Genomic DNA, 23,301 nt, shown 5'->3' on the forward strand with positions numbered 1-23,301 from the left:
CTCCGGTTGGGCTCGAACCAACCATTTGGCTCCCCGAGGTATCACCTGGAACCGTGATCCTGGAACCCGCGCCGTCGGGCTTCAAAATCATACATTCGATCGATCGCAATGCATTCAGACTGCCGCTCGTCGAGCGGACGGATGCTGACGGTCGCGAACTGGTGATTGCGGACGGATCGGGTGAACTTCATGTCCGCTTGCAAGACCACCAGGCCGCGCGACGTCCTGCTGTGCTTCTGCCGCTTGACAGCATGGCCGTGCTGCGGCTCGACGTCGCGCTATACTTCGTGCGTCATCTTGGCGGCCAGCGTCTGGGTCTTCTTCCAGCGGCTTTGCGGCTGACACCCTTTAAGAAGCGGCGATTGATTCAGCTCCTTCACGCCTTCGACGTTCACGAATCTGGGGGCAGTCCCCGAGACGTGGCAGCGGAGGTGCTCGCCTCCGACCACGCCCAACGTCGTTCGGTCGAGTGGAAGGATTCGCATGCCCGCCGTGCAGCGAACCGCCTCATCCATGATTCGCGCGCCTTGGTCGAGCGGGGCTATCTGAAGCTCCTGCGCGGCGTCTGACGCGCTTGTCGATCCCTCCGAGCAGGCCCCGCCATCACGACCGCCCGTTTGCACCAGCGGATTCGCGGCTAACGTCTTTGTTCGCCTTGTTGCGAACGTTGGGGGACACATACCCGCGTCGATTTTCGTCCACCCCTGTCGCCTGAACTCTCCGCCACTCTGGCCCCGACATGCCGCGCGTTGGCTGCGGCGCTTTCAGGCAAGACGGAGATCTCCCATGCTCGACAAGCCCGCGCAGCTTACCACGCGCTACGTGCGCACCCCCGAGGCCGCGCGCCTTCTCGGCATCTCGCCGCGCACGCTGGAGAAATACCGCTGCCATGGCAATGGCCCGACCTTCCGCAAGCTCGGCGGCCGGGTCGTCTACGCCGTCGGCGATCTCGATGCCTGGGCCGATCAGGCCGCCTGCAGCTCAACGTCGGATCCGCGCTACGTCGAAGCCCGCGCCGCCGGCCACGCACACCGCTAAAGGTAGCACTCGCCCATGTCGTCGCGCCGCGCCATCACGCCCAGCGAGCGAAGCAAGCTCGAGCCGTTCGTCGTCGCTACCGGCGACGCCAGCCCGCGCGATCAGCGCGACCTGATGGAGCGACCGTTCTTTTCACTCGCGAAGGCCAAGCGGACGACGCCGATCCTTTATGAAGCCGGCGACATTCGCGTCGAGGTCTATGCGGTTCCCGAGCACGGCATGGCAACCATTTGGGATGCCGACGTGCTGATTTGGGCGGCGAGCCAGATTGTCGAGGCCGAGAACCTCGGTCTCAAGACCTCGCGCTTCCTGCGCTTCACGCCCTACCAGATTCTGACCGCAGTCGGCCGGCAGACCGGGGCCCGCGACTACAAGCTCTTGAAGGGAGCGTTGGCCCGCCTGCAGGCGACCGTCATCCGCACCAGCATCCGCCAGGACGAGCATTGGCGGCGGCACCAATTCTCCTGGATCAACGAATGGGAGGAGTGCGCAAGGCGCGACGGTCGCGTGGAAGGCATGGAATTTGTCCTCCCTGACTGGTTCTATCGCGGCGTCATCGATCGCTCACTCGTTCTCACGATCGATCCTGCTTACTTCCGATTGACAGGCGGAATTGAACGCTGGCTTTACCGCGTCGCTCGCAAGCATGCCGGCCGCCAGCCGAGAGGCTGGCTCTTCGAGATCGCACACCTTCACGCGAAATCCGGCAGTCTGGTGCGAGTGTCCGATTTCGCGCTGCAGATCCGACGCATCGCAGCTCGGCAGCCGTTGCCAGGCTATTGCCTTCACATCGAGCGCGAGAGGCTGCGCGAACTGCTGCGTATTGTGCCTGCCAAACTATCCACTGCTCCTGTGGATGGTGCTGTGGAAGCGCTCGGGACTTCGCACGCAAACCGTAACGGGATTCCGCACGCAGCCCTATCGGGACTTCGCACGCGTGAACCCCAACTAACGCTATGGCCGGAAACCGTAATTCCGGGCCTTAACTTAGAATCTAACCTAGAATCTAACTGTTGTTGTAGGCCCGCGCGCCCTGCCGAAAACACCGACACGACGACGTTGCTGTCGGTTTCCCCGCAAACCGGCGACTGGAGGCGGTAGATGAGCAATCTGCCTCTCAACTCGGAGACTGGTTTTCCCTTAATCGTAGACTGGCGCAACGGCGAGTCTCCGTTTTGGTTTCGGCCGACGGCATGGCCAGGGACTATACTGCGCAGCATTCGATCGGTGACGTGGGCCGTGATCTCGACGCCGAAGCGTCGAGCAGTTTCGTTGACGACGCGGTTCGTTCACAATCGCGAACCATTACGCGGCGCTGCGGCGCTCCAGTTGACCAGCTGTCGGTGGCCCCAGAAACCGAGAACGGGGGCCCAAATGAGTAGAATGATCCTCACTCATGCGACTGTAGTCCTTCTTCATGCGATTGGTGGTCCCGCATTGTGCGGCCGGCGCGTCGCTTCAATCGTAGACCGGCGCAACGGTAAGTCTCATCTTCACAAAAACCTTGCGTCGACGCGACGGACCGCGCTTGCGCGGCATGCGTCATGCGACGTGGATGCTGATCTTCACTCCGAACCGCGGCGCTTCATTCTGCGCTCAGTTGGTGCGCCAGCGTGGTCTCTCTGGCGGCGATTTGGCGATCCACTCAGTGAACTCCATCACCTGAGGCTCACTGAGGTGCCGCTACCTCGGACGTTCGAGTGCAGCTTCGAGACCACCTGCAGCGCTGTGCCTCCGCTCTGCGCGTGTCGGTTTCCCGCAAAAGTTGGACGGAGCCGACAAATGATTGAATGGCTCCTTAAATTGTGGACGCGTGTCCCGTTAAACGTTCAAAGCGATTTCCCTTTAATCGTCGACATGCCCGTCGGTGCGACTTCATCGACGCGGGAGGCTGACACGACGGTGGACCCATGGTCCATACTCGCGCGGCAGGCTCGAGGCGACCTCCAGGGTGACCTCCCTCGGTTCCCGTTATTCGTAGACTGGTGCAACGGTCAGCCTCCGTTTCGGCTTCCGCCGACAACGCGGCCGCCGGTCAAGCGCACCTCCAACAGCCCCGCGCATCAACCGCCACTGCTTTTCAACCGTAAGAGGGGAAGCAAGCGATGATCGTCGCGCTGCTCAATCAGAAGGGCGGCGTCGGCAGGACGACGCTCGCTCTTCACCTCGCCGGCGAATGGGCGCTGCGCGGGCGGCGTGTGACTGTGATCGATGCCGATCCGCAGGGCTCGGCATTGGACTGGTCGAAGCAGCGAGCGCGGGAGAACGGCTCACGGCTGTTTGGCGTCGTTGGCCTCGCGCGTGACACGCTCCATCGTGAGGCGCCGGAGATCGCCCGCACTGCCGATTATGTCGTCATTGACGGACCGCCGCGCGCCGCTGGATTGATGCGCTCAGCACTCTTGGCGGCTGACCTGGTGCTGATCCCCGTGCAGCCGTCGCCGCTCGACGGCTGGGCCTCGGCGGAGATGTTGTCTCTGCTGCGCGAGGCCCGCATCTATCGTCCACAGCTCACCGCGCGCTTTGTGCTCAACCGCTGCGACGCACGCTCGGTCATCGCCCGCGAAACGACTAAGGCGCTTGCCGATCACGAGCCGCCGGCGCTCGTCAGCACCATCGGCCAGCGCGTCGTCTTCGCGGACGCCGCGCAGTCCGGCCGGCTCGTCTTCGAGCTTGCCGAAGAGAGCGCTGCCGCCCGCGAGATTGCTGCGCTCGCCGCCGAAGTCGCGAGGACCGCACCATGAGCAAGCGCCCCACCAAGCGCGGTTTCGCGTCCCGACCTGGCGATGCTGAGCGCTGGATCAAGGCCCGCGACGCGCCGCCACATCGCATGGATGACGCAACGGCCTTCACCGCGCGGCTGACGATCGATGTCACGCCGGCGCTGCGGGGCCGCATCAAGGTCGTTGCGTTCCAGCGCGGCGTCACCGTCGCCGACATGCTGCGCGAATTGCTGGCGCGAGAGTTCCCCACTGACACACCGGAGAGCCGTCATGAACGACAATGAGGCCTTGCCGCCACGTGCCGTGCCGTCAACGCATCGACGCGGTGTTGCGCTCACCCATGTCGAGCTAACCTGGATCGAGAAGCGGATCGAGCACTGGCTGCGCTTCGGACGTCGCGCCGAGGAGAAGATCCTCGACCGTCGCCACAGCATATTAAGTTTTGCGCCCGGCAGCATCTTTGGCTTCGTGCGCTGGGCATCGAACGACTACGGCACTGTCATCTCGCGCATGGACATCGTGCGCGCCATGGAGGTCGGCAAGCCCTGTCAGACGCTGCCCTTCGTGCGGCCCGGCGGCGAGATCCTGCTGCGTGTCGACAGCTGGCCGAAAGTCGAGTGTGTGTTGCAGGCGATCGACGCCATCGAGGCGCTCAACATCGATCCGGCCGACGTCGCGCCCGAATACTGGCGGCACCTCCACAACCGCCTCACCGCCGGTCATGAGCCGCGCGCGTACACCCGCGCGCAGCATGCGGCCTGGCTCAAGCGCCGGAGCGTCACGCCATGACCCGCTTCGGCTATCTCATGCTGACGTACATCGCGATGCTGCTCGCCGGCGGCCTCGCGTTCTTTCATCCGACGCCGCGGCTGATCTGGAACGCCACCGCGAGCACGCCGACAGGGTTTTACGCGCTGCATACGGTTGGAGAGCTGCACGCCCTGGAGCTGGTCGTGGTGCAGCTACCAGAGCCGATCGCGAGCTTCCTAGCTGATGGCGGCTTTCTTCCGAAAGGTGTGCCGCTGCTGAAGCATGTGATGGCGCTGCCCGGGCAGACCGTGTGCCGGTCCGACGACGCCGTCACCGTCGATCACGTCGATGTCGGCGCCGCACACGATCGCGACCATCTCGGCCGTCCACTACCGCGCTGGAGCGGTTGCAACACCCTGCAGCCGGGCGAGGTCTTCCTCATGAACCCGACCGTTCCGGACAGCCTGGACGGACGCTACTTCGGCTCGCTCCCCGACACCTCAATCGTAGCGCGCGCGATCCCGCTTTGGACCGACGAGGCCGGCGACGGCCGCTTCGTCTGGCGCGCCGCCACCGATTGACCCGCTTCCCAACCCGCCAACCAAGGAGGTTTCCCATGGTACAAATCGGTCAGTTCACCCGCGAGAAATCCGGCTTCACCGGACGCATTCAAACGCTCTTTTTCGAGCGGATTCTCGCCCTCACCCCTGTCGAATCCTCGGACGCCGAGAATGCGCCGGATTACCGCATCCGTCTCGGAGATGCCGAGGGCCCAGAGATCGGCGCAGGCTGGAAGCGTACCGGCGAGAAGGCCGGCGATTACGTTTCGCTCATCATCGACGACCCGACGCTGCCGCGGCCAATCCGCGCCAATCTCTTCCGGTCGGGCGACGACAAATCGGCCTGGACGCTGAACTGGAATCGTCTGCCCCAGCGCGCCGAGCGGGACTGATTGCATGCAGGGTCCTGTCACGCGTGCCGATAACCATGCGCATCAAAGCTCCATCTCTTGGTTCGGGGAAAAGCCGTCTCATCCTTTCGTCCCGCTCGAGCGTCAGTCGGCCGTCGCGCACAGCGGCGGTCAAGGGCGGTCGCAGGCCGCCGCACCGCGCACACCCTTGACGGAGGCGAGCGCCATGGCTTGCTCACGTCATGGCGGAGACACAGCGGGTTTCGCCCTTCTTCTGCTCGCCGGCCTGCTGGCGATCGGCGGGCCGTCGCTGGCGGTGTCCGCACAGGCCGCGCCCGCCCAACGTCAACCGACCAGCGAGCGCTATGCCGCCCATGTGGCGGAAGCTGCGCGGCGCTTCGGCATCCCGGCGGCATGGATTCGCGCCGTCATGCGGATCGAGAGTCATGGCGAGCCGCGCGCGGTTTCACCGAAAGGCGCTCTCGGCTTGATGCAACTCATGCCCAAGACCTGGGCGGACATGCGCGCTCGCTATGGTCTCGGACGTGATCCCTTCGATCCACATGACAACATCCTCGCTGGTGCAGCCTTCCTTCGCGAGCTGCACGACCGCTACGGCTCGCCGGGCTTTCTTGTGGCCTTCAATGCAGGTCCCGGCCGCTACGAGGATTTTCGCGATAGACATCGTCCACTTCCCGCCGAGACGACGGCCTATGTCGCGGCCATCGTCCCTTTTGTCGATGCGGAGAGGAGGCCAGAGCCTCTCCTCCTAGCGGCCTCCTCTCGTTCATCCTGGACGTGGGCGCCGCTCTTTTTCGGCCACACTGACGTGCTGTCCGCTGCCTCGCCAGCAACGCCCAACCGACCGGCGGACGACAAGCCGGCTGCCGTTCCAGTGCACGATCTCTCGGCGATTGCGCCGCAGTCGGAAGGCCTGTTCGTCGCGCTCTCGATAACGGGACGATCGCAATGACTGTACGACGTCGCGAAAATAATGGAACCGATCGATGCGCGCCGGTATGCACCCATGCTGCGGAAATCTCGACCATCATCGCGCATTGGGGGCTCGCCACCGCCATCCGATGCGAATTCGTGCTCGGGCGTGTCTTAGCGCGGACCTGCGAACAAGAAAGAGCAGGCGAGGGAGACGAGCAAGCAACGACCGAACGAGGGCGAGATAAAAGGCCGCAATGTGCAGCTCGGTCGGTTGGTTGTTTGTGCTTCCATTTTTCCTTGATCCCGCAATGTGTGGCTTCGGCGCGCAATGTGCGCCGCACTATCAACTCATTGCAGGGATTTGGCGTTTCGCACATTGCCGAGGCTAGCAATGGCTGAAGAGAGCGACTTCCAGCCTCGACCTGGCCGCATTCGTTCTTCGCGCGCCCAGCGAGCCAAGCCCTTCATCGCCCAGGCACTTGCCGCCGCTCAGCGCGCCGGCGGCGGCATTTCGCGAGCCGGCTATCTCGTGAGCCACCGTCATTCGCGCTTCGGGCGTGGTCGGGTCGCCAGCGTGCGGGCAAACCGCCTCCTTACCGGCCGCTCGCGTCTGGTGACCATCAAGACCCGCGTTGTCAGGCATAGGGCGCGGTCCGGGCCGCTGGCCGCCCACCTCGGCTATCTCCGGCGCGAGGGCGTCACCCGGGACGGGGAGAAGGCCCACCTGTTCGGCCCCGACACGGAGGATGCCGATCCCAAGGCCTTTGCCGAGCGCTGTCAGGATGATCGCCACCATTTCCGCTTCATCGTTTCGCCAGAAGACGCGCCCGATATGGCCGACCTCAAGGGTTTTACCCGCGAGTTGGTCGGCCAGATGGAGAAGGATCTTGGCACAAAGCTCGACTGGGTGGGCGTCGATCACTGGAACACCCAGCACCCGCACGTCCACATCATCGTGCGCGGCGTCGCAAAGGACGGCCAGGACCTCGTCATCTCCCGCGACTACATCAAGGAGGGGATGCGCGCCCGCGCCCAAAACCTCGTCACCGAGGACCTCGGACTGCGCTCCGATTTCGACATCCGCCGCTCGCTGGAGCGCCAGGTCGAAGCCGAACGCTGGACCCAGCTCGATCGTCAGCTTGTTCGCGACGCAGACCGGCACGGCGTCATCGACCTCGCGCCCGATGCGACGCAGCAGCCCGATCAGTTCCATGCGTTGAAGGTCGGCCGGCTGCAGCGCTTGGAGACGCTAGGCCTCGCTCATCAGCTCGGACCCGGCCAATGGGTCATGGACGAGGTCGCCGAGACGACTTTGCGCGAGCTCGGTGAACGCGGCGACATCATCAAACGAATCCACCGCAGCCTGACCGAGCGCGGCATCGAGCGCGGCACCGCGAGCTACGTGTTGGCAGGCGAAAGCCTCGACGTTCCCATCATCGGACGGCTCGTCGATCGTGGCCTCGACGACGAACTCAAGGGGACCGCCTATGCCGTGGTCGACGGCGTCGATGGCCGCACCCACCACATCAGGCTGCCCGATCTCGACGCCGCCGGCGATAGCGCGCCGGGTGCGATCGTCGAGCTCCGCAAATTCGATGACGCGCAAGGGCGGCGTCGAGTCGCGCTCGCTGTCCGTTCCGATCTCTCGATTGAAGCGCAGGTGACCGCGAGCGGCGCGACATGGCTCGACCGGCAGGCGGTCGCACGCGATCCGGTGGCACTTGGCCAGGCCGGCTTCGGTGCCGAGGTCCGCGACGCCATGCAACGGCGGGCCGAGCAGCTCATCGAGCAGGGTTTTGCAGAGCGCCAGGCACGCGGCCTCGTCTTTTCTCACGACCTGATCGCCACGCTGCGCCGCCGGGAGCTGGAGGCTCTCGGCAAGCAACTCGCCGCCGAGACCGGCCAGCCCTTCAATCCGTCGGCCCCCGGCGAATATGTCGCCGGCACCTATCGGCAGCGCTTCGCGCTCGCCTCCGGCCGCTTCGCGCTGCTCGACGACGGGCTGGGCTTCCAGCTCGTGCCCTGGACGCCCTCACTCGAAAAGCAGCTTGGTCGGCATGTCTCCGGTGTCGCTCGTGCCGATGGCGGCATCGATTGGGGTTTTGGGCGTAACCGGGGGCTCGGCCTGTGAGCGATCCCTCCAATCACCGACGTCAGGAAAGGACAGCCGCCATGTCCGCGACGAAGATTCTCTGGGGGCAGGTCATCACGGTCTTCGCGATTGTCCTGCTGACGATCTGGGCCGCGACGGAGTGGACCGCCTGGCGGCTTGGCTTCCAGCCGCAGCTCGGGCAGCCCTGGTTCGAGCTCCTCCATTTTCCGTTCTATCTTCCGCCGGCCTTCTTCTGGTGGTGGTACGCCTACGATGCCTATGCGCCCTCGATCTTCACCGAGGGCGCCTACATCGCGGCATCCGGCGGCATCATCGCCGCAGCGGTTGCGATCGGCATGTCGGTCTGGCGCGCCCGCGAAGCAGAGCACGCTGAAACCTATGGCTCCGCGCGATGGGCTGTGGCCAAGGAGATTGAACAGGCGGGATTGCTCGGACCTGACGGCGTCGTGCTCGGCCGGTTCGAGGGCGCCTATCTTCGCCATGATGGACCGGAGCATGTCCTGTGCTTCGCTCCCACGAGATCGGGCAAGGGCGTCGGCCTCGTCATCCCTTCGCTGTTGACCTGGCCGGGCTCGGCGATCGTCCACGACATCAAGGGGGAGAACTGGCAACTCACCGCCGGATTCCGCGTCCGTCACGGCCGTGTCCTTCTGTTTGATCCAACCAACGCGAAATCGTCGGCCTATAACCCGCTGCTCGAGGTTCGGCGCGGCGAGTGGGAGGTGCGTGACGTCCAGAACATCGCCGACATCCTGGTGGACCCGGAAGGCAGCCTCGAGAAGCGGAACCATTGGGAGAAAACCAGCCACGCACTGCTGGTCGGCGCGATTCTCCACGTCCTCTATGCCGAGGAGGATAAGACGCTCGCCGGCGTCGCTGCCTTCCTGTCCGATCCGAAGCGGCCGATCGAGACGACGCTCGCCGCGATGATGCGGACGGCGCATCTCGGCGAGGCCGGCGTCCATCCCGTTGTGGCGTCCGCCGCGCGCGAGTTGCTGAACAAGTCCGGCAACGAACGCTCCGGCGTCCTGAGTACCGCCATGTCGTTCCTGGGACTCTATCGGGATCCGGTCGTGGCGGAGGTGACTCGGTGCTGCGACTGGCGAATCACCGACATCGTCGGCGGAGAGAGAGCGACCACACTTTACCTTGTTGTGCCGCCATCGGACATCAACCGCACCAAACCGCTGATCCGCCTCATCCTCAACCAGATAGGCCGCCGCTTAACCGAGGATCTGCAGGCGAAGGCCGGCCGGCGCCGGCTCCTCCTGATGCTCGACGAATTCCCGGCGCTCGGCCGACTCGACTTCTTCGAGTCCGCGCTGGCCTTCATGGCCGGCTACGGCATCAAGAGCTTCCTGATCGCCCAGTCGCTGAACCAGATCGAGAAAGCCTATGGGCCCAACAACTCGATCCTCGATAACTGTCACGTCCGGGTCAGCTTCGCGACCAATGACGAAAGGACCGCGAAGCGGGTGAGCGACGCCCTTGGGATGGCGACCGAAATGAAAGCGATGAAGAACTATGCCGGCAGCCGGCTGGCACCTTGGCTCGGCCACCTCATGGTGTCGCGGTCGGAGACCGCCCGCCCGCTGCTCACCCCCGGCGAGATGATGCAGCTCCCGCCATCAGATGAGATCGTCATGATGTCGGGCCTCCATCCGATCCGCGCCAAGAAGGCGCGCTATTACGAGGACGGCCGCTTTCAAGAGCGCATCATGGCACCGCCGGCGCTGATCAAAGCCAACAACAGGCGGCCGGACGAATGGAGTTCACGGCCATTGCCGCCGCGCCCATCGGCATTGGCGGCGCAGACCGCCGAACAGGCGGATGACGAAGACCCAAAGACCGCGGATCGCCAGCGTCATCCGGAACTGGATCAAGATATGATGGATAAGAAGGAGCCGGTCAACAACGAGTTCGCGGCCGACCTTGCCGATGAGTTCGACGAAGATGCCCCACGGATCAGGCGCATGAACGACATGATGCAGGGCGTCGCCCGCCAGGCATCACTCGATCCCGGCGACGATCTCGGATTGTGAGGCAGGCATGACCGCACCAAAGAAGAAAGCCCAGATGTCGGTCTATCTCGATCCGGACGTCATGAAGACGCTGTCGGCCTATGCCGCCCGGCGCGAGCAACCGCTGTCGCTTATCGCCGAAGCCGCGATCGCGTCCTTTCTGTCGCCGGACGCTGACGAGCGGCGGGAGGCCGCTCTTGCCAAGCGCCTCGACCAGATCGACCGCCGGATCGCGCGGCTTGAGCGGGATGTCGGGATTTCGGTCGAGACCATTGCTCTCTTCATCCGCTTCTGGCTCACGACAACACCGCCGCTCCCCGAACCGGCTGCAAAGGCGGCGCGGGCACAGGCCGGAGCGCGTTATGACAATTTCGTTGCGGCGCTCGGCCGCCGGCTCAGTCAAGGACCGAAGCTGCGAGAGGAAATCCCGGACGATATTCGCGGGGGCGAGCCGACGTGAGGGATAGCCGTCTAGTCGTCCAATGATCGCTCACCGCTTGGCTGGAGATCCCGTGAGCAAATCTAGTCCGTTACGCCCCACCAAGCAGACCTGAATGAGGGATGTTGCCAGTTCGCTTGAGGGCCAGTAGGCGACATCGCCGGGATGCCACCACCATACCGGATTTGATGAATGAGCAATCGCTCCAGTCGGATTTTGTGGCGAAAGGAGCGCACGGCTTGTCGCGCCAGCGTTCACCCCTACCGACAGGCCTATCTTGCGTTCGATTCCTAAGGTTGTAGATATCAACTTTGCTAAATTCATGGTAGCGTTATAGAATTGATATAAATTGCTCGCGGCGCGGGTGCCCAGCAACTCACGTCATTTCTCAAAGGCATAAAACGCAAAGAGGAGATTTCCATGGGGAGCGTATCTCGCAAGAATGGCGATTTTTCACTACGCGCCTATCGCGGCGACGCAAAAACACTTCTCGCATTTAATTTCGCGAGCAAAGCCGCAACGAAGAACCTCGCTGGCTTCACGATCGCATGCCAGCCGAAAGGCGGAGCGCCCTACTATATTCACAACCAGTTGCGCTTCGAGAAGCCGGCGGATCACGCCCAGGTAGCCAGCGAACCAGCGGACTCGAGCATCAACGCGCCAATTCACAAGTTTCGTTGGGTGCATGTACCCGGACAGGTCCATCAAGGACTTCAGCCGTTCTTCGGCGACTACACGTACACGGTGACGCCACGATTCTTCGACGACAAACGCTCGCTCCAGCCGCTCGAACCGACTCTAAGCGCGTCGGTAGACATCGAAGTCAACGAATTCGTCAAAGGCAATCTGACGCTCGGATTTGCCCGCGGTTACACGCAATCTCAAGCTTTCGACAATCATTTCGGCAAAGACACGAAGATCCAGCCGGACGGCAGGGCGCTACAATTTGATACGTCGCAGATCGCAGGCAAGAATGCGCAAGGAGAGGAGTTTAGTTATCAGCAGGCCTACGAATGGCTTGGCTTCACGGCGCGCGAAAAGATCTTCGCCGTGCTCGACGAAGTGCTGTCCAATAAGAACCTCTTGATCGACGTTTTCGCATACGATCTGAACGAGCCGGATATGGTCGACATCCTGCTGAAGTTGGCAAAGCAAGGCCGCATCCGCATTATTCTCGACAACGCCGCACTCCACCATAAAGGCAAGCCGAAGAAGAAATCATCAGCAGCTGCGAAGAAATCCAAGAAGCCGAAAGCTCCGCCGCTGGAGGATGCTTTCGAGAAGGCCTTCGTGACGGCCGCCGGCAAGAAGCAGTTGCTCAAGCGTGGCAAGTTCAAGCGCTACGCTCACGACAAGGTTTTCGTCGTCTACAAGAAGGGGGCGAGAGCCAACAAACCGATCAAGGTAATGACCGGATCGACCAACTTCTCAGTAACCGGCATCTACGTCAACTCCAACCACATCTTGATATATGATGATCCGGAGGTCGCCGCCTGGTATGCCGGCGTTTTCGCTGAGGCGTGGAAAGACAACGTAAAAGGACCGGCTTTCGAGAAGAGCACATGGTCAAATCAGACCTTCAGCACAAAAGACAAGCGCACGCCAAAAACCGATATTACCTTTGCGCCACATGATCAGGAACATGCGAGCGCGGTGCTTAAAGTCATCGTCGATCGCATCGACCAAGAGAGCAAACAGAAGAAAGGTGAAGGCAGCGTGCTCTTTGCGGTGATGGCGATCTCATCCCCGCCACGAAAGAACAAAAAGACCGGCAAGGTCAGTAAGTCCGCGCCGAACCCGGTCTACGATGCGCTGAAAGGCATTCATTCCAACGACAAGGTGTTCAGCTTTGGTATTTCCGACAGTCCCGGCGGGACCTGGCTTTATCCGCTAGGCAAGAAAACCGGCGTCTTGGTCACCGGCAAGCCCGTCAATACCCAGTTGCCGCCGCCTTTCAGCCAGGTACCCAACATCCTCGGGGTCGGTCATCAAATTCACCACAAGTTTGTAGTGTGCGGTTTCAGAGGAGACGACCCGGTAGTGTTCTGCGGCTCATCGAACCTCGCGCTCGGCGGTGAAGAAGCCAATGGCGATAACCTGCTTGCGATCTACGATGGCGATGTCGCGACCGTCTTTGTAATCGAAGCGTTATTGCTCGTGGATCATTTCAACTTCCTGGACAGTACAGCGAAAGGTCCGAAATCCAAGCAAGGACCGAAGGCGAAGAAGCAGGCCGATATGCAGGAAATGGCTGTCGATGCCGGCTGGTTTCTATCGACCAGTGATGGTTGGGCAGCGAAATATTACGATCCGAAAGATTTGCATTCGATAGATCGAGAGTTGTTCGCCTAAACTGACGAGTGTGCGCTCGATCTGGTCAGGTTTCCTGCGTTGTAGATTGAAATCCCGCTATAATTGGCAACCTGACTTGGCAGGCCACACTCATACCTGGTGAAGCATTCCGAATGGCAATTATTTCACGTCATCCTCGGCTAGCTAGCTTGATGCCGGACGGACATTCGTCAGGGCGATCGAAAGAGATTATTGCTCCAACGACGCACCGCGTCGTCAAGCCAATAGGCCTCGTTCTGACTGCCGAGCACCTAACTCGCCCTTCACTCCGTATTTTGCCGTACACATCCCGCGATTGTACCAGATCACCGTAGGTCACGGTCATTGTTCAGGTTCTTGAGTCGAGCACCGACCGCGATTGTGATGTAATGTTCCGACTATTTCTGGTATGTGATTAGTTCCGAGCAGAAAAAGGGAAAGCGATGAACAAAGGCGTTCAAGAGGATACCTCCGGCTCTTCGGTTACAAGGCTTGCTTTGCCGAATGGGCGATCAGTAGCGGTGCGTGTGAGACCTTTGGATGTTGAGGCCGTGGCCGGGGGGGCCAGTAAGGTCAGCTTTGGCGACAGCTTGAATTTTTCAGATTTGGCGGAAACGATCGGTGGAATGTCTGAGGCGTTGACTGCAGTTTTGGAGCGGTCTCGTCCGACCAAGGCTAAAGTCAGCTTTGGAGTCGAGGTGACGGGTAAAGCCGGCAAGTTGCTCGCTCTTTTGGTTGACGCTGAAGGCAAGGGTACCCTCAATGTAACGTTGGAATGGACCCGGCCCGACGGTGAGAAATCTCAGGGCGGAGACAACAGCGATGGCGAGCCTTCATGAGATTTTGCGCCAATCTGTCGCCAGAATTGATCTAGCAGGAGAATTTTCTGGCACGGGCTTTTTTGTCGAACCGGGCCGACTCATCACGTGCGCGCACGTGACACAGCGCAGCGGCGAACTTCATGACGAGGTGCTTGTTTGTTGGATGGGTCGGGAGTTTCCCGCCCGCGTTCTTTCAAGATACCCACCGCTCGCCGCAGACGACCCGAGTATCAAATTCTGGCCCTATCCGGATCTCGCCATCATCGAGCTTGTTCATCCGCTCAAGACGGACCGTGGCGAAGTCGCACCGCCGGTCCATCATCCCTGTGTCGGCCTGGACCTTTCGGAGCCAACGTTCATCCCCACGGCGGACCGTATCTTTACCTTTGGTTTCACCAAAGGCGAGCATCAGGAGCACATCGTCGCCGAGACGCCGGCGACACTTGAAATGGAAGGGCTATTTTACGAGGCGGGTGGGACGTACCTCAAGTTGAAGGGCGGCCAAGTCCTCGACGGCATGAGCGGCGGTCCAGTTCTCAACTTACGAACCGGTGGCGTATGTGGTGTCACCGAATCTCGGCGCGGCGCTGGCTCAGCTGGCGGGTTTGTTGTGCCGCTTTTCGCCTGTCGAGAATGGCTGACCGAGTCCATATCGTCCAACATGACCGTCCACGCGAGCGACAGAACGTGGGAAATCGCACGCAGTTCGAGTCTCGGCCTGCGAGCAACGCTGATCATCCATCCACATGTCCACATGGCGGGAGGAGCGTTGTGCTGCAGAGAAGCCGAACTTCACAATTTGGAAGAGTGGTTGGCAAACGCGGACCAGCGTATCTTTTCTATCGTGGCACCGGGTGGCCAGGGAAAAAGTGCACTTGCCTGGACATTTTTTGACGCATTGCGTGCTCAAACCGAGTCATCATTCAAAGGGCTGTTCTGGTACAGTTTCAGCGTCGGCGGCGACCACCATTCGGCGCTTGCTCGCCTTCGAGATGCCATCAGCGCTGCGAAGCCAAACGTCGCAGGCTTAACCTTGCGCCAAGCCTCCCCTGCGGTGGTCGTACTAGATGGCCTCGAAGTTCTTTTGGGAGGAAACGGGCAACTTACCGATCTCTTGAATCCTCCAGAGCGGACGATGGCGGACCCGCTCATCGAGTCCTTGATCAGGGAAATTCTAGACTTGCCTGACGTCCGCGTGGTGGTGACAAGTCGTATCCCGCCCATCTTTCTCGATGAGCCAAATCTAGCAACCCAGCGGGTGGACTTAATGCTGCGTCCCCTTGTGATCCATGGCTCCAATGCGATCTGGAAAAACTTGGGGGTCGACACCACGAATGACGACAGCGCGACCGCCACCGCGTTCTTGCGCGGCAGCCCACTACTCATCAGGCTGGCGGCCCGTCAGATATTGGCGCGCGGCGGCATGAAGCTGTGGTTGGATGAGAACCGTCACTTCTTCCAAGGTTTAGCGCAGGACAGCCGCTATCAGGCGGCGGTCTCCGCCCATCTGTTCGCTTCGCTCTCCAAAAACGCCGCCACTGCTCTCGCCGTTCTCGCTGCATCCTCACAGCGTCTTGCCGGATCCGAATGGTTGTCGGCGCTTACAAAGACGCCGGGTCTTTTCGAGGATCTCGACGAGCGACAATTTCGTCGTATCATAAGAGAAATCATCGATTTGCGGTTGGCTGCGCCGAGTGAGGACTCCAATTTTGAGATGCATGATCTGACGGCTGAGTTATTCCTCGGGTCGTTACCTGAATCATTGCGCGACGCGGCCTTTGGAGCCATTGACCGCATCCATGGGCATCAACTAATCGCTCCCGGCTTTGGACAATTGTCGGCGATATACGATCAGTCCGTTATCGACACCGCGTCGCTCGAGGCGCTTCGAAATCAAATGGGCTATTTCGAAAGCCTCCTGCGCCGAGGAGCGTTAGATGACGCCGAGTACGTCCTCGCCAATGAGTTGAGTGCGCCCCTTCGTTTTAGGTTGGGCGAATTACGCGTCCTCAGGTCCTTGCTTGCGCGCCTTCGAGCGGCGTACTTGGAACGAGGTGGAGACTTGGCAAGGGCGCCCGCTCGCTCGGATTCCGCAGAGTTGTGCCTGCTCGACGGTCGGGCGGATGAGGCGCTCATTCTCCTCGGCAACGAAGGACCGGCAAGCACCATTCGGGCATGTGCGCTGTTCGCCGTCGGCCGTCTCGATGACGGCTATCGAGAGGCCCAAGCAACTGTCTTCGATTCGATCAGTAAGCTCGCTATAGTGGAAAGCCGTGACTACACGTCGCTTCAACTCCTGGCCGACAAAATGTCTATGGATAGGGGCTCGGCGATCGTCGAACACGGGTTCGCGCTGCGCACCTTAGCGCTCGGGCTGCTCGAGGCTGGATACCCCCGAACTGCCTTGCTTCATATATGCGCGGCGATTCGGGCAGTACTTGGATCGGCACAACCTGGCATACTCAGCATGATTCTTGAAATGCTCGGTCGGATTTTGCTCCAACTCAATCATTACGAGACGGCAGCTAAGGCATGCGCGCTCGCGACAGAGGCCGCTCAAGAAATGATGGTCGCGGAACACTTGTTGGCGGCAGAGATTCTTCATCTCGAACTTCAAATGGCAACGGGGGCACTCAAGGATCTTGGCGACCGAGCGGCCGATAGGCTTGCATTTGCGCTATCGCACGGCTTCGGGAATCTCGGAGCCCGATGCCTATCTATCTTAGAGCGAGTCGAGCCGAGGCATGACCGTACGATCGCGCGCACTGCACGCGCGCAGCTTACGGTCAGGTCAGTTCCGCCGTCTAATCGAGAGCACTTTGCTCGCTTGCAGGACGAACTCGTCATCTTGATCGCCAAGCGAAAGTCGGGACACTGGATCGAGAATGACTGGCTAGCAGATCAACTCTGGACCGAGCCTACTTTGTCCGAGTTGATCGGCGACACGGCGAAGCAACATTTCGAGATGACGACTGACATTAAGCTCTTTCTCTTCTCCCAGGTGCACTCCGAGACGGGTGATAGCCGATCGCCTTCGAACGTCTCAGACGAACTTGCTCGCGCCTGGAAAACACTCGAACTAAGTGAACGAGCAGCCGTGCCGCTTGCGGTCGTTCAGCGGGGCTACTCCGGTTATATAGCCACTGAACTCGTGTTCGACCGGCTCCTCGCCGGCCTTCGCTACCATCCGCGGGACAGGCATCTTCGTTCTACGCTCGTAGATCTTGCTCGCGACGAAAGGCGCGCAACTCGCTTGCTGGAGATTCTCGGCGGCCTTGCGCAAGAGCAAGTCGATAGCGCAGCAATCTGTACCGACATGGCGACGCTCTATCGACGTCGCGGTGCCCTCGATTGGTCATTGATCATGAGTAGCGAAGGCCATCGGGCGGGCATGCTCACACGAAATTTCTTGGAAGAGCAGATTTTTCTTTCGAACGTTCTACGGTTCGGCCTCGACGTCATCGCTGCAGGATATCCACCCGAAGTGGCGAAGAACGCTGTCGAAGAAGGCTTGTGCTACGGTCCCTTAATGGATGGCAGCCTTGGTCCGGTCCAAGGACCGATTATCAAATTGTTGGGTTCGAAAGCGACAGCCGCTGAATATGCTGGTCCGGAGTTGACAGGACGTTCTATCTACGACGGCGTTGCGTATGCTTTCCGCCGAGATTTAGATCCGGGATCGGCTCCGTGGTGGATTTTTCGGATCTTTCAGGCAACTTTTTCCGCGACGCTTGAACAACAAGACATCTCGTTTGACACATGGGATGGACTGGAAACTGCCCTCGGTCAGCTCGATCGAGAAATCCTGTCGCTGGGGAATGACCACGTCGAGTTGACAAACCGTCTCCGTAAGGAAATGGCGCGAGCGCAAGAGCATGCGCTTTCGAGGAGGGCGACCTGACACGCAGCCTCAAGGCCAGTGAAAGCGGAAAGTCAATCGTCGCGACGTTCTAAAGCTCGCCATCAAACCGGTATCGCGGGCGGACGGCGAACGGAGGTGTCCGTGGTTTGTAGGTAAACTCGCGCCGGCGGAGGTTCGAACTCTCCGGAGTGGGTACGTTACGAGGACAGAAGCGCCGAAGTCCGCTCTGGGTCAACAGGGTCGCTTTCACAACTCGGCGCTCTCTTCCGATCTAGCCTAAACAGCAGACGTTGGAGTCGAATTTCCGACTAAGGCGGGGGCTGCGCGACTAGGCCTGATTGACGCAAGCTATTGCAGAGATCATGGGTTGATCAGCAAGCTTTCGATTCAGCAAGTTGTTTTTCTCTGCTCTACGCTGGCCCCCTACGACGCCTGAATACTTGTTGAACTAACCCGTTTCCTGCCTTTTCTATCCATCCCCGTCGCCGATCGCTTGTTGCGATTGGCGCTCGACGGGGGACGATGGTGGCGGGCACTCTACTGCATTCGGAAGCGTTCTCGCGTGGCGCGCGCATGCTGCGCACCGCGCTGGGTCCGGCGATCGCCACCTTCCTCGAAGACCCGGCGATCGTCGAGGTGATGCTCAATCCGGATGGTCGCCTTTGGATCGACCGGCTGTCCGGCGGGCTGGAGGATAGCGGACGAACGATGTCCGCCGCTGACGGCGAGCGGATCGTGCGCCTCGTCGCGCACCATGTCGGCGCGGAGGTGCATGCCGAGAGGCCGCGCGTCTCGGCGGAGCTTCCCGAGACGGGGGAGAGGTTCGAGGGGCTGCTGCCGCCCGTCGTGGCGGCGCCGGCCTTCGCGATCCGCAAGCCTGCGGTCGCTGTCTTCACCCTGGATGACTACGCGGCGGCCGGCATCATGACGGCGGGACAAGCGGGTGTGCTCCGCGAAGCCGTCGCCGCCCGCAAGAACATCCTGGTGGCCGGCGGCACCTCGACCGGCAAGACCACGCTGACGAACGCTCTGCTGGCCGAGATCGCCGGCACCACCGATCGCGTGGTCCTGATCGAGGATACGCGTGAGCTGCAATGCCGTGCTCCGAATTTGGTCGCGCTGCGCACCAAGGATGGCGTGGCGTCCCTTTCTGATCTGGTTCGGTCCTCGCTCCGCCTGCGCCCCGACCGCATTCCCATCGGGGAGGTGCGGGGCAGCGAAGCCTTGGAACTGCTCAAAGCCTGGGGCACGGGCCACCCCGGCGGGATCGGAACGATTCACGCCGGCACGGCGCTGGGCGCACTTCGTCGCCTTGAGCAGCTCATCCAGGAAGCCGTTCTCGCCGTTCCCAAGGCACTGATCGCCGAGACCATCGATCTCGTCGCTGTGCTGCGCGGCCGCGGCAGCGAACGCCGCCTTGCCGAACTTGCTCTCGTTGCCGGCCTCGATCCCGCCACCGGCGATTACCGCGTCCAGTCGGCCGAGGCGGGCGGCCAATCCTCCTTTGCCAAGGACCCATCATGATCCAGTTCTCTCCCCTGATCCGTCGCGTGCGAATCCGCTTCACCGGGCTCGCAGCGATTGCCCTCATCTCCGTCGCGTTTGCGCCAGCGGCCTACGCCTCCGGCTCCTCGATGCCGTGGGAGACGCCGCTCAATCAGATCCTGGAGTCGGTGCAAGGCCCGGTCGCGAAGATCATGTCGGTCATCATCATCACCGTGACCGGCCTGACGCTCGCGTTCGGCGATACCTCTGGTGGCTTCCGCCGGCTGATCCAGATCGTCTTCGGCCTGTCGATCGCCTTCGCCGCATCGAGCTTTTTCCTGACCTTCTTCAGCTTCTCCGGCGGAGCCTTGGTGTGATGGCTGGGATCGTCGATCCAGAAGTGCCGGGCTTCTTTGCGCCGGTCCATCGCGCGCTCACCGACCCCATCCTGATGGGCGGCGCGCCCCGCACGGTTGCGATCGCCAACGGCACGTTGGCGGCGGCAATCGCGCTCGGCCTCCATCTCTGGATTCCCGGAGCGCTGATTTGGGCAGTGGGCCATGCAGCGGCGGTCTGGGCGGCCAAGCGTGATCCGCAGTTCGTGGACGTCGTGCGACGTCACCTCCGCTATCCCTCCTATCTCGGCGAGTGAGGTTTCCATGCTGAACCTCGCCGAATACCGCAACCGGCCCCAAAGTCTCGCAGACTTCCTGCCCTGGGCCGCTTTGGTCGCAAAGGGCGTCGTCCTCAACAAGGACGGCGCGTTCCAGCGCACGGCGCGCTTCCGCGGTCCGGACCTCGACAGCGCGACGCCTGCCGAGCTCGTCGGCGTGACGGCCCGCCTCAACAACGCGCTGCGCCGTCTCGGCTCAGGCTGGGCGATCTTCGTCGAGGCCCAGCGTATCGCCGCCCAGACGTATCCGCACAACATCTTTCCAGACGCCGCATCAGCGCTGGTCGATCTGGAGCGGAGGGACGCATTCGAAGAAGCGGGCGCGCATTTCGAGAGCCGCTATTTCCTGACCTTCGTCTGGCTCCCGCCGGCCGAGGAGGCCTCGCGCATCGAGGGCTGGCTCTATGAAGGCCTCGCTCAGAGCGGCGTCGATCCTCATGAGCTGCTGCGCGGCTTCGTCGATCGGACCAACCGCGTCCTGCAACTGGTCGAAGGGTTCATGCCCGAGGTGGCGTGGCTCGATGACGGCGAGACGCTGACCTACCTGCATTCGACCATCTCGACACGGCAACAGCGCGTCCGCGTTCCCGAGACGCCGATGCATCTCGACGCGTTGCTAGTGGACGAGCCGCTCGCCGGCGGCCTCGAGCCGCGCCTCGGAAGCCACCACCTTCGCACGCTCACCGTGGTCGGGTTCCCAACCGCGACACATCCCGGAATCCTCGACGAGCTGAACCGGCTTGCCTTCCCCTACCGCTGGTCGACGCGCGCACTCCTGCTCGACAAGACCGAGGCGGTGAAGCTGCTGACCAAGATCCGCCGACAGTGGTTTGCCAAGCGCAAGTCGATCGCCGCCATCGTGAAGGAGGTGATGACCAACGAGGCCTCGACCTTGGTCGACAGCGATGCGGCCAACAAGGCCGCCGATGCCGACCTCGCCTTGCAGGAACTGGGCACGGACGACGTCGGCCAGGCCTATGTCACCGCGACCGTCACCGTCTGGGACGAGGACCCAGGTGTTGCCACCGAGAAGCTTCGCCTCGTCGAGAAGGTGATCCAGGGGCGCGACTTCACCTGCATGGTGGAAGGGGTCAACTCGCTCGAAGCCTGGCTCGGCTCGCTGCCGGGGCATGCCTACGCCAACGTCCGCCAGCCGCCGCTCTCGACCTTGAACCTGGCTCACCTGATTCCGCTGTCGGCGGTCTGGGCCGGGCCAGACCGGGATGAGCATTTCCGCAGCGCCCCGCTCTTTTTTGGCAAGACCGAAGGCTCGACGCCGTTCCGCTTCTCTCTGCATGTCGGCGACGTCGGCCACACCCTGATTGTAGGCCCGACCGGCGCCGGCAAGTCCGTCCTGCTGGCGCTAATGGCGATCCAGTTCCGGCGCTACCGGAAGAGTCAGATCTTCGCGTTCGATTTCGGCGGTTCGATCCGCACAGCGGCACTTGCGATGGGCGGCGACTGGCACGACCTCGGCGGAAGCCTCTCGAACAGCGCTGAAGACTCCGTCTCGCTTCAACCACTGGCGCGCATCGGAGATGCGGCGGAGCGCGCTTGGGCGGCCGAATGGGTGACCGCGATCCTCGCCAAGGAAGGCGTCACCATCGATCCGACCGTGAAGGAGCATGTCTGGTCGGCGTTGACGTCACTGGCATCCTCGCCCGTCGAGGAACGTACGATCACTGGCCTTACGGTTCTGTTGCAATCGACCGCGCTCAAGCAGGCGCTGCAACCTTATTGCGTCGGCGGCTCCTCCGGCCGCCTGCTCGACGCGGAGGCCGAACAGCTCGGCTTTGCTTCGGTGCAGGCGTTCGAGACCGAGGGCTTGATTGGCGCTGGAGCTGCGCCTGCCGTCCTCACCTACCTCTTCCATCGCATCGAAGGACGGCTCGATGGCCGGCCGACCCTTCTCATCATCGACGAGGGTTGGCTCGTGCTCGACGATCCGGCCTTCGCGCAACAGCTCAGGGAGTGGCTGAAGACGCTACGGAAGAAGAACGCCTCCGTCGTCTTCGCCACCCAATCGCTCTCCGACATCGACGGCAGCAACATTGCGCCGGCGATCGTCGAGAGCTGCCCGACGCGCATCTTCCTGCCGAACGAGCGCGCGATCGAACCGCAGATCACCGCCATCTACCAGCGGTTCGGCCTGAACGATCGCCAAATCGAGATCATCGCGCGGGCGACGCCGAAGCGGGACTATTACTGCCAGTCCCGGCGCGGCAATCGGCTCTTTGAGCTCGGCCTCGGCCCCGTCGCGCTCGCCTTCTGCGCTGCGTCCTCCAAGGCCGACCATGCCGCCATCGAACGGCTGCTCGCCGAGCACGGCCGAGACGACTTCACGCCCGCCTGGCTCGCCGATCACGAGCTGCTCTGGGCCGCCGATCTCATCCCTGACCTGACAAACCTGGAGGTGCAATCATGACCGCCCACATGACACGGCGCGTTGGCTCGGCCGCTGCGACCGCTCTCGCGCTCGCTCTATCGATCTCGTCGCCTTTGACGACACCAGCGTCCGCGCAGTGGATCGTCTACGACCCCACCAACTTCAGCCAGAACGTGCTGACCGCGGCGCGCGAGCTGCAGCAGATCAACAATCAGATTCAGATGCTAACCAATCAAGCCCAGAGCCTGGTGAACCAAGGCAAAAACCTCGCCAGCCTGCCGTTGTCGACGCTGGCTCAGCTTCAGTCACAGGTCGCCCGGACCCAGTCGCTGCTGAGCCAGGCCCAGAACATCGCTTTCAACGTCGAGCGCATCCAGACGGCGTACTCCAGCACATATGGCACGGCGGCGGCCACGGGCTCCAATGCGACAATGTTTGCCGCGGCTCAAACCCGCTGGCAGAACTCGGTGGGCGCCTTCGAAGACTCACTGAAGGTGCAAGCCGGCGTCGTCGGCAATATCTCGACCAACTCCAGCGCAATGAGCTCGCTGGTTACCGCCAGCCAGTCGGCAAGTGGCGCTCTGCAGGCCGCTCAGGCCGGTAACCAGCTCCTGGCCCTGCATTCCCAGCAGCTTTCCGATCTTGTCGCGGTTCTTGCCGCTAAGGGGAGGGCGGACGCGCTGGAGCAGGCGCGTGTGACCGCGACCGAATCCCAAGGCCAGCAGCAATACAAGATCTTCTCGACACGCAGCGGCTATCAGCCCGGCAACGTCACCATGTTCAGCGGCAACTGAGGCACCGACTATGGAGCGC

General features: G+C 61.9%; 20 protein-coding genes. All 20 read left to right on the forward strand.

Annotation, left to right across the window (positions count from 1 at the left end):
• Positions 1-53 precede the first annotated feature (53 nt).
• The 20 genes from QA635_RS04030 (at position 54) to trbJ (ending at position 23,282) form a co-directional block, all read left to right on the forward strand.
• Positions 54-569: a DUF2285 domain-containing protein gene (locus tag QA635_RS04030; RefSeq protein WP_283067085.1), complete on the forward strand. Its 516-nt coding sequence runs from the start codon at positions 54-56 to the stop codon at positions 567-569.
• A gap of 217 nt (positions 570-786) precedes the next feature.
• Positions 787-1,038 carry a helix-turn-helix transcriptional regulator gene (locus QA635_RS04035; protein ID WP_283067087.1) on the forward strand — a complete coding sequence of 84 codons (252 nt, stop codon included), beginning with the start codon at positions 787-789 and terminating at the stop codon, positions 1,036-1,038.
• 15 nt (positions 1,039-1,053) lie between these two features.
• On the forward strand, positions 1,054-2,139 hold the full coding sequence (locus tag QA635_RS04040) for a replication initiator protein A (protein ID WP_283067089.1): 1,086 nt from the start codon (positions 1,054-1,056) through the stop codon (positions 2,137-2,139).
• A gap of 1,004 nt (positions 2,140-3,143) precedes the next feature.
• Positions 3,144-3,782: a ParA family partition ATPase gene (parA, locus tag QA635_RS04045; RefSeq protein ID WP_283067091.1), complete on the forward strand. Its 639-nt coding sequence runs from the start codon at positions 3,144-3,146 to the stop codon at positions 3,780-3,782.
• Positions 3,779-4,045: a hypothetical protein gene (locus QA635_RS04050; RefSeq protein WP_283067093.1), complete on the forward strand. Its 267-nt coding sequence runs from the start codon at positions 3,779-3,781 to the stop codon at positions 4,043-4,045. The genes parA and QA635_RS04050 overlap by 4 nt, the downstream gene beginning before the upstream one ends.
• On the forward strand, positions 4,032-4,550 hold the full coding sequence (locus QA635_RS04055) for a DUF2840 domain-containing protein (protein WP_283067094.1): 519 nt from the start codon (positions 4,032-4,034) through the stop codon (positions 4,548-4,550). The genes QA635_RS04050 and QA635_RS04055 overlap by 14 nt, the downstream gene beginning before the upstream one ends.
• Entirely contained in the window at positions 4,547-5,092 is a 546-nt protein-coding gene (locus QA635_RS04060) for a S26 family signal peptidase (RefSeq protein ID WP_283067095.1), read from the forward strand. The genes QA635_RS04055 and QA635_RS04060 overlap by 4 nt, the downstream gene beginning before the upstream one ends.
• A 35-nt stretch (positions 5,093-5,127) precedes the next feature.
• A complete protein-coding gene (locus QA635_RS04065) occupies positions 5,128-5,463 on the forward strand; it encodes a DUF736 domain-containing protein (RefSeq protein ID WP_283067096.1) in 336 nt (111 codons plus the stop codon).
• 4 nt (positions 5,464-5,467) lie between these two features.
• The gene (locus tag QA635_RS04070) at positions 5,468-6,394 is read left to right on the forward strand and encodes a lytic transglycosylase domain-containing protein (protein WP_283067098.1); all 927 of its coding nucleotides are present in this window, start codon (positions 5,468-5,470) and stop codon (positions 6,392-6,394) included.
• Positions 6,395-6,748: 354 nt separating this feature from the next.
• On the forward strand, positions 6,749-8,488 hold the full coding sequence (locus tag QA635_RS04075; RefSeq protein ID WP_283067100.1) for a relaxase/mobilization nuclease domain-containing protein: 1,740 nt from the start codon (positions 6,749-6,751) through the stop codon (positions 8,486-8,488).
• Between the two features lie 41 nt (positions 8,489-8,529).
• Entirely contained in the window at positions 8,530-10,512 is a 1,983-nt protein-coding gene (locus QA635_RS04080) for a conjugal transfer protein TraG (protein WP_283067101.1), read from the forward strand.
• 7 nt (positions 10,513-10,519) lie between these two features.
• Complete coding sequence (locus QA635_RS04085; protein WP_283067103.1) at positions 10,520-10,951, forward strand: CopG family transcriptional regulator; 432 nt, start codon at positions 10,520-10,522, stop codon at positions 10,949-10,951.
• Positions 10,952-11,350: 399 nt separating this feature from the next.
• Positions 11,351-13,282: a phospholipase D-like domain-containing protein gene (locus QA635_RS04090; RefSeq protein WP_283067105.1), complete on the forward strand. Its 1,932-nt coding sequence runs from the start codon at positions 11,351-11,353 to the stop codon at positions 13,280-13,282.
• Between the two features lie 422 nt (positions 13,283-13,704).
• The gene (locus QA635_RS04095; protein WP_283067107.1) at positions 13,705-14,100 is read left to right on the forward strand and encodes a CU044_2847 family protein; all 396 of its coding nucleotides are present in this window, start codon (positions 13,705-13,707) and stop codon (positions 14,098-14,100) included.
• Entirely contained in the window at positions 14,084-17,983 is a 3,900-nt protein-coding gene (locus QA635_RS04100; RefSeq protein WP_283067109.1) for a trypsin-like peptidase domain-containing protein, read from the forward strand. The genes QA635_RS04095 and QA635_RS04100 overlap by 17 nt, the downstream gene beginning before the upstream one ends.
• Before the next feature lie 483 nt (positions 17,984-18,466).
• Positions 18,467-19,468, forward strand: a complete 1,002-nt coding sequence (gene trbB, locus QA635_RS04105) for a P-type conjugative transfer ATPase TrbB (protein ID WP_283067110.1) — start codon at positions 18,467-18,469, stop codon at positions 19,466-19,468.
• Positions 19,465-19,806, forward strand: a complete 342-nt coding sequence (locus QA635_RS04110) for a TrbC/VirB2 family type IV secretion system protein (RefSeq protein WP_283067112.1) — start codon at positions 19,465-19,467, stop codon at positions 19,804-19,806. The genes trbB and QA635_RS04110 overlap by 4 nt, the downstream gene beginning before the upstream one ends.
• Positions 19,806-20,081, forward strand: coding sequence for a VirB3 family type IV secretion system protein (locus QA635_RS04115; protein ID WP_018457219.1), 276 nt, complete (start codon positions 19,806-19,808; stop codon positions 20,079-20,081). The genes QA635_RS04110 and QA635_RS04115 overlap by 1 nt, the downstream gene beginning before the upstream one ends.
• Before the next feature lie 7 nt (positions 20,082-20,088).
• Positions 20,089-22,527 carry a conjugal transfer protein TrbE gene (trbE, locus tag QA635_RS04120; protein ID WP_283067116.1) on the forward strand — a complete coding sequence of 813 codons (2,439 nt, stop codon included), beginning with the start codon at positions 20,089-20,091 and terminating at the stop codon, positions 22,525-22,527.
• Positions 22,524-23,282: a P-type conjugative transfer protein TrbJ gene (trbJ, locus tag QA635_RS04125; RefSeq protein ID WP_283067118.1), complete on the forward strand. Its 759-nt coding sequence runs from the start codon at positions 22,524-22,526 to the stop codon at positions 23,280-23,282. Before trbE ends, trbJ begins: the two co-directional genes overlap by 4 nt.
• Positions 23,283-23,301: the final 19 nt, after the last annotated feature.

It is taken from the genome of Bradyrhizobium brasilense, assembly GCF_029714345.1.
GTDB classification, from domain to species: Bacteria; Pseudomonadota; Alphaproteobacteria; order Rhizobiales; family Xanthobacteraceae; genus Bradyrhizobium; species Bradyrhizobium australafricanum.